A 6,507-nucleotide genomic window follows, 5' to 3' on the forward strand; every position below is an offset into this window, starting at 1 on the left:
ATTGATCATGCTTTTCCGGCGCTTGTGACTCACTTCACAATCAGTGAAAGGGGTTGCCGATCCTGGTCTACGCGATCCTCGGGCTCGGGATCAACATCGTCGTCGGGTACGCGGGCCTGCTCGACCTCGGGTTCGCCGCGTTCTTCGCGATCGGCGCGTCCGGAAGCGGGCCCCGCGTCAGGTCCCAGGACCGGTAGGGCGCGCCGCCCCCACGTGGACGGCGTTCACCGCCGGGCGGCGGCCGAACGCGAGCACGGCGGTCCCCGCGGACGCGAGCGCCCGGCACACCGCGCCGCCGACGAACCCGGACGCCCCGGTCACCGCGATCCTCACGGCGCCACCAGTTCGCGGAGCCGGTCCCGGTCGAGCTTGCGGGTGCGCCCGGACCGGGGCAGCTCATCCAGGATGACGATGCGGTCCGGGAGGGCGTCGTGGTCGATGACGTCCGGGAGGGTCCGGCGCAGCCGGTCGGGCAGGTCGCGGGGGCCGACCACCGCGAGGACGACCTCCTCGTCCCCGGTCCGCGGGTCCGGCACGCCCACGATGGCGGCCTCGGCCACGCCGGGCAGTGCGGCGATCGACGGTTCGTACAGGCCGGGGTAGAGGTTGAACTTCCCGCGGATCAGCATGTCCTTCTTGCGGCCGGTCAGGACGAGGCGGCCGCCGTCCAGCCGCGCGAGGTCGCCGGTCGGCAGCTCCGCGACGGGGTCCGCGCCGAGGTAGCCGCGGCACAGGTTGGGACCGGACAGCAGCAGCTCCCCGTCGGCGCCGAGCCGGGCCCCGACCCCGGGCAGCGGCGCGCCGAGCAGGTCGCCGGGCCCGTCGTGCGCGAGCTTCTCCCGCGCCGACGCGATCGCCACGGGCAGGATCTCCGTCATCGCGTACACCGACAGGACCTCCGCGGCGGGGGCCGCCTCGACCGCCTGCCGGAGCACGGCCGGGGGCGCGGGCGCCGCGCCGAGCAACACGTACCGGACGGACGGCGGCAGCTCGCGGCACGCGTCCAGGATCTCGGCCAGGTGGACCGGGACGCAGAACGTGTGCGTGGCCCGCCGCTCGCGCATCAGCCGCGCGAAGTCGGCCGGGGCGCAGAAGAGCGGCGGCATCGACCAGCGGGCGCCCGCGATGAGCGTCGGCAGGCCGAGCATGAGCTGGTCGGTGTGGACGACGTCCCCCGGCCCGAGGGGCAGCCGGGACCGGAAAAGGTCGAGCGCCGCCGCCAGCGACGCCTGCGTGTGGACGACCGCGCGGGGGTCCGCCGTCGTCCCCGACGTGAAGATGACGGCGGCGGGCGCGTCCGGGTCGGCCTCGCGGTCGGGCTCGGGGGCCTCGCCCCCGGCCAGGCGCGCGAAGGACAGCGCCCCCCGGGGCACGCCCGGCAGGCGGCGGCCCACGTGGAGGTGCCGCATCGGGCCCACACCCGGAATCTGCAGGTCGGCCAGGTTCGGCAGGAGCAGCCCGCGCCGCCGCGCGTACGCCCGGACGGGCCGGAGCCTGCTGCCCGCGTACAGCACCGACTCGGCCGCCGACCAGCGGGGACGGGCCAGCCGCAGCCGCGCGGTGAACATCTCCGGCCCGGCCCCCGGGTCGGCGAACACCACGACTCCCCCGGCCGCGACCACGCCCAGCGCGAGGACGAGCGACTCCGGCGAGGGGCGCACCGAGAACAGCACGCCGTCGCCCGGGGAGAGCCCGCCGGACAGCAGCCCGTGCCGGACGGCGAGCACCTGCCGCCGCAGGTCGCCGTAGGTGAGCTCCGCGCCGTCCCCGGAGATCAGGGCGACGGCGGACGGCGTCCGCGCCGCCTGGTCGAGAAGCCGCCGGACGAGCGTCATGCCGCCCTCCCTTCCGGGGAGCGCCCGGACCGGACGGCCAGGTGGCGGTACGTCGGGATCAGCACGTTCCGGGCGGCGGCGCGGCGCGTGACCGTGAGCGGCGCGGCGGCGAGCAGCGTCCGGGCGACCAGCCGGATCTGCGCCATGGCCAGCGGATACCCGATGCAGAAGTGCGGCCCGGCGCCGAACCACAGGCGGCGCAGCTCGGGCGGGTGCGGCCGGTCCAGGTCGAACGGGCCGTGGGCGCGGCAGCAGTTGTGCGTGGCGATCAGCACCCGGTCGCCCGGGCGGACCGCCGCGCCCCCGACCGCGGCCGGGCGGTGCACGCTGCGCAGCATGACGGGCGTCGGCGTCGCGACCCGCATCGCCTCCTCCACGGCGCGGTCCAAGAGAGCGGGGTCGCCGGCGACGCGGTCGAGCTGCCCGTGGTCGGCGAGCAGGGCGATCAGACGCGGCAGCAGCGTGGCGACGGTCTCGGTGCCGGTCAGGAAGAACGCGCCGGCGGCGCCGCGCGCCTCGTCCCGCGACAGGCCGAGGGCCCGCATCCGCCCCATGACGGTGGACTCGTCCCCCGCCAGGTAGGACTTCGCCGCGATGTCGCCGAGCGGGTCGAGCACCGCGCGGGCGCGGCGGGCCTGGGACGGGGAGAGCCGCCGCGTGCGCAGCGACACCATCGACACGATCTTCTCTCCCTCGTCGAACAGGTCCCGGTAGGCGGCCTCGGTGCCGCCCTCGAGCCCGATCACCTCGCCGATCACGGTTCCGGCCATGACGCGCGCCGCGTCCACGAGGTCGACGGCCGCGCCGCGGCGCAGGCGGTCCGACAGCGCGGCCAGCGGCTCGGCCAGCACGCGGGCGCACAGCGCCTCGGTGTAGGAGGGGGTGAACAGGTCGGTCAGGCGGCGGCGGAGGGCGCGATGGGCGTCGCCCTCCATGTTGAGCAGGACGGACGGCCCGAGGACGGGCGTCCACAGCTCGCCGGGCGAGCCGGGGCCGTCCTTGCGGAACGTCTCGCCGTCCATGAGGACCTCGCGGGCCAGGGCGGAGTCGTTCACGACCACCCCGACTCCGGGCACGCGCACGACCGGCCCGCGCCGCGCGACGCCGCGCAGCAGGGGGTAGGCGACCGGATGGGCGGCCAGGTAGAGCCGCGTCTCCCAGTTCACCGGCCGTCCCCCGCGCTCAGCCGGATGTCCACGACGGCGGGGCGGTAGCGGTGGTCGGCGTACCAGCCGAGCGTTCTGACGAGCCCGAAGGCGCGGAGCCGGCGGACGGACCCGTAGACGACGACGTCCCTGCGCAGCCCGTAGGCGTCGGTCACGTAGCGGACGCGGTTGACCAGCGCGCGGTCCTCGTGGACGTCCTCGATGCGGGTGCGGGGGAAGCCGCCCGCCCGCGCGTACAGGTCGGCGGTGATCGCGAGGTTGCAGCCCGGCATCATCACGTACGGCCCGAGGTACAGCGGGTCCTGGTTGCCGGGACGGAACCGCCCGAACAGGGCGGCGAGGTCGATGACGGCGGGCAGCAGGCGGCGCTCCCAGAACTTCAGCGGGAACTCGTCGGTGCGCGGCAGCAGCGGTCCGGACACCATCTCCAGGCCCTCGGCGAACGCCCGCTTCACCGCCGCGACCCAGCCGCGGTGGGGCAGGCAGTCGGCGTCGGTGCGGGCGACGTGCGTGGCGCCCGCGCCGATCGCGTGGCGGACGCCGGTGTCGGCCGCGGCGCCCGTCCCCTTCTCCGGCTCGTGGACGATCCGGACGTCGAACGCCTCCGTGCCGGCGGCGAACTCCTTGACGGCGGTGGCGGTCGCGTCCGTGCTGCCGTTGTCGACCACGACGAGCGTGAAACCGGTGTCGGTCTGCGCGGCGAGGCGGCGCAGCGTCGCGCCGATCGAGCTCTCCTCGTTGTAGGCGGGGACGACGATCCACAGATTCATCGGCTCCGCGGGTCCGGGCTGGTTCATCGTCACAGCTCCGCGAACACGACGCCGAGGCTGACGCCGCCGGCGAGCCCGATCAGCGCGATCCTGTCGCCGGGCCCGCAGCGCCCCTCGGCGAGCGCGGTGGCGATCTGCAGGGGGAGGCTCGCGGACGCGACGTTGCCGTGGTCGGGCAGCGTGACGACGAGCCGGTCGGGCGGGATGCCGAGGATCGCGCGCAGCGTCTCCAGGTACGGCAGCGTGACCTGGTGGACGCCGACGACCGCGAAGTCGTCCCAGGTCAGCCCGGTCTTGGTGAGCGCGGTGGTGAAGATCTCCGGACCGGTCGCCAGGAAGGCGTCCTTCAGCCGCCGCCCGTCCCCGCTGAAGTAGCCGAACTCGGGGTCGCGCGGGTGCATCGAGCCGCCGCCCGGGAGCGTCCCGACCTCCCACGCGGCGGAGACGGCGGCGAAGTCGCGGTAGAAGATCCCGCCGTCCGGGGCGGCCTCGACGAGCATCGCGGCGCCGCCGTCGGAGAGGGTGTAGCCGGCGAACGCGTCCACGAACTGCGCGCGGTCGCGCACGTTCCAGCGGATCGCGCGGGACGGGCTCTCGCCCGTGCAGACCAGGACGCGCTCGTGCTGCCCGGTGCGGATCAGCGCGTCGGCCATCTGGAGGCCGTTGAGGAAGCTGTTGCAGGCGTTCTTGACGTCGAAGACGGGGCAGGTCGCGCCGAGCTTGGCGGCGACGATGTGCGCGGTCGCGGGCTCCACGAGGTCCTGCGACGCCGACCCGAAGACCAGCAGGTCCAGGCGCTCCGGCTCGACCGCGCGGTCGGCGAGGGCGCGGCGGGCCGCGGCGACGGCGAGGTCGGACGCCTGCTCGTCGTCGCGCATGACGTGCCGGGCGCGGATGCCGGTCATCCGCTCCACGATCGTGGGGTGCGGCCGGTACCCGGCGCTCTCGGCCGCGACGCGGGCCTCGACCTCGGCGCTGCTGACCGTCCGGTCCGGCAGGTGCGCGGCGGCGGCGGTGATGCGGGCTCTCATGGGATCGGGTCCCCCGGTTCCTCGTGCTCGGTGTCCGGCCAGCCTCGCCGAACGCGGGCGCTCCCGGTCAGAGGAACCCTACGCATCCCGGACCGGGCGTTGTACCCGGTACGTCGTGAGTACTGCCACTTAGCCCGGTTTGAGGGATACCGCGTTTCCCTCCGGGTTCCCCGCCCGCCAGAATCGGCGGGTGACCAGCATGAGGACCGACCGGGCGGCGCGGTACGAGGCACGGCTGCTGTGGACGGCGAACCCCGGCCTGTACGCCCTCCTGGAGGCGGCGCGCCACACCGGCCCCATCACCCGCGTGCCAAGGCTCGGGTGGGTGGTGACCGACCCCGTCCTCGCGCGGCAGGTCCTCAACGACCACGCCCGCTTCGGCATGAACGGCGAGGGCGGCGTCGGCCACCTCTGGACGCAGCTCTTCGGGGACGAGATGGGACGGTTCTTCGGCGGGGCGACGCACACCGAGGTCCGCACCCGCGCCCGGGACCTGTTCACCGAGGACGCCGCGCGGACCCTGGTGGAGCGTTCCCAGGGCCGGACCCACGCCGCGCTCGCCGCCCGCCTCGCCGCCGGGGCCGCCGTCGACGTCGCCGACGCGGCCCGCGTCCTGGCCGGACGCATGGTCGCCGACCTGCTGGGCCTGCCCGCGGACCGGGCCGACGCCGCCTACCGCGCGCTCTTCGCCTCCGGGGAGCGGCTCGCCCGGCTGGCGCTCGGCACGACCGCGTCCACCGGCCTGGACCCGGCGGTCGTCGCGCGGGCCCGCGCCGTCGTGGACGAGATCACCACGGGCGTCCCGCACGCCTACCGGACGGCGGGGCCGGACACCCTCCTCGGCCGCTGCCGCGAGATGGGCCTCGGCCTGCCGCTCGCCCGCGGCCTGGCGACCCTGCTCGTGATCGCCGGGACGGAGACCGGGGCGTCCGGGACCGTCCGCACCGCCGCCCTGCTGCACGACACCGGAGGGCAGCGGGCGCTGCTCGACGACCCGTCCCTCATGGACAACGCGGTGCGCGAGGGCCTGCGCGTCGCGGCCCCCGCGCCGGTGATCGGGCGGCACGTCTCCCGGGACGCCGCGCTCGGCGGGCGGCGGCTCCGCGCGGGCGACCGGGTCCTGCTGCTGACCTACCGGGCGACGGGCGCCGCCGGGCCGTTCGACGTCCGCCGCGCGTACGTGCCCGAGACGCGGCAGCTGTGGTTCGGCGGCGGGCGGCACCTGTGCCTCGGCGCCGCCGTCGCGCGCGTCCAGGTGGCCCGGATGCTGGAGACGCTGCTGGCCTCCGGCCGCCCGTACCGGGTCGCCTCCCGCCGCCCGGCCCGCCGCGTCCTCGTCCCGTCGTACGCCGAGCTGCGCGTGCGGTCCGCCTAGGGCCGGCGCCGCTCCGGAACGCTAGACCTCGGGGATCTCGGTCGGCGGGGCCTGCTTCCCCGGGGCGTTCGGGGTCGGGGCCGTCGGGGTCGGGGCGGGCGCCGGGGAGTGCGTGATCGTCGGACCGACCGGCCGCGCCGGCCGCTCGTCGCGGGGGGCGGAGTTCCACCACCAGAGCGCAAAGGAGATCGCGAGCAGCACCAGCACGCCGCCGACCACCTGGAGCACCGCCGCCCGGGGGCTCGGCTCGCGGCCGCGGGATCGGCCGCCCGCAGCGACGTCGCCTCATTGGCGACCTTTGCCGACAGCGCGTCGTCACGCTGACGGGAC

General features: G+C 75.9%; 8 protein-coding genes. 2 read left to right on the forward strand and 6 right to left on the reverse strand.

The window, feature by feature from the left end:
- The first annotated feature begins 53 nt into the window (after positions 1–53).
- A complete protein-coding gene (locus AB0C69_RS35980) occupies positions 54–197 on the forward strand; it encodes a hypothetical protein (RefSeq protein ID WP_360359866.1) in 144 nt (47 codons plus the stop codon).
- Here AB0C69_RS35980 and AB0C69_RS35985 read toward each other — a convergent pair.
- Genes AB0C69_RS35985 through AB0C69_RS36005 form a run of 5 tightly spaced genes read right to left on the reverse strand, consistent with a single transcriptional unit; the run spans position 178 to position 4,802 of the window.
- The gene (locus AB0C69_RS35985; RefSeq protein WP_360359869.1) at positions 178–333 is read right to left on the reverse strand and encodes an NAD-dependent epimerase/dehydratase family protein; all 156 of its coding nucleotides are present in this window, start codon (positions 331–333) and stop codon (positions 178–180) included. The two genes, AB0C69_RS35980 and AB0C69_RS35985, sit on opposite strands and share 20 nt — an antisense overlap.
- Complete coding sequence (locus AB0C69_RS35990; RefSeq protein WP_360359871.1) at positions 330–1,835, reverse strand: class I adenylate-forming enzyme family protein; 1,506 nt, start codon at positions 1,833–1,835, stop codon at positions 330–332. The genes AB0C69_RS35985 and AB0C69_RS35990 overlap by 4 nt, the downstream gene beginning before the upstream one ends.
- Positions 1,832–3,001, reverse strand: coding sequence for a cytochrome P450 (locus AB0C69_RS35995; protein ID WP_353834582.1), 1,170 nt, complete (start codon positions 2,999–3,001; stop codon positions 1,832–1,834). Before AB0C69_RS35995 ends, AB0C69_RS35990 begins: the two co-directional genes overlap by 4 nt.
- Positions 2,998–3,798 (reverse strand): glycosyltransferase family A protein, encoded by an 801-nt coding sequence (locus tag AB0C69_RS36000; RefSeq protein WP_360359875.1) that lies wholly within the window; start codon positions 3,796–3,798, stop codon positions 2,998–3,000. Before AB0C69_RS36000 ends, AB0C69_RS35995 begins: the two co-directional genes overlap by 4 nt.
- Positions 3,799–3,800: 2 nt before the next feature.
- Complete coding sequence (locus tag AB0C69_RS36005) at positions 3,801–4,802, reverse strand: ketoacyl-ACP synthase III (protein ID WP_345183970.1); 1,002 nt, start codon at positions 4,800–4,802, stop codon at positions 3,801–3,803.
- A gap of 199 nt (positions 4,803–5,001) precedes the next feature.
- Here AB0C69_RS36005 and AB0C69_RS36010 point away from each other — a divergent pair, with 199 nt between their 5' ends.
- Positions 5,002–6,177, forward strand: coding sequence for a cytochrome P450 (locus AB0C69_RS36010; RefSeq protein ID WP_345184099.1), 1,176 nt, complete (start codon positions 5,002–5,004; stop codon positions 6,175–6,177).
- Between the two features lie 21 nt (positions 6,178–6,198).
- Here AB0C69_RS36010 and AB0C69_RS36015 read toward each other — a convergent pair whose 3' ends face one another.
- The gene (locus AB0C69_RS36015; RefSeq protein WP_360359879.1) at positions 6,199–6,405 is read right to left on the reverse strand and encodes a hypothetical protein; all 207 of its coding nucleotides are present in this window, start codon (positions 6,403–6,405) and stop codon (positions 6,199–6,201) included.
- Between the last annotated feature and the right edge of the window lie 102 nt (positions 6,406–6,507).

Origin of the sequence: Actinomadura sp. NPDC048032 (assembly GCF_040653175.1) — a bacterium.
Lineage (GTDB): Bacteria > Actinomycetota > Actinomycetes > Streptosporangiales > Streptosporangiaceae > Spirillospora > Spirillospora verrucosospora.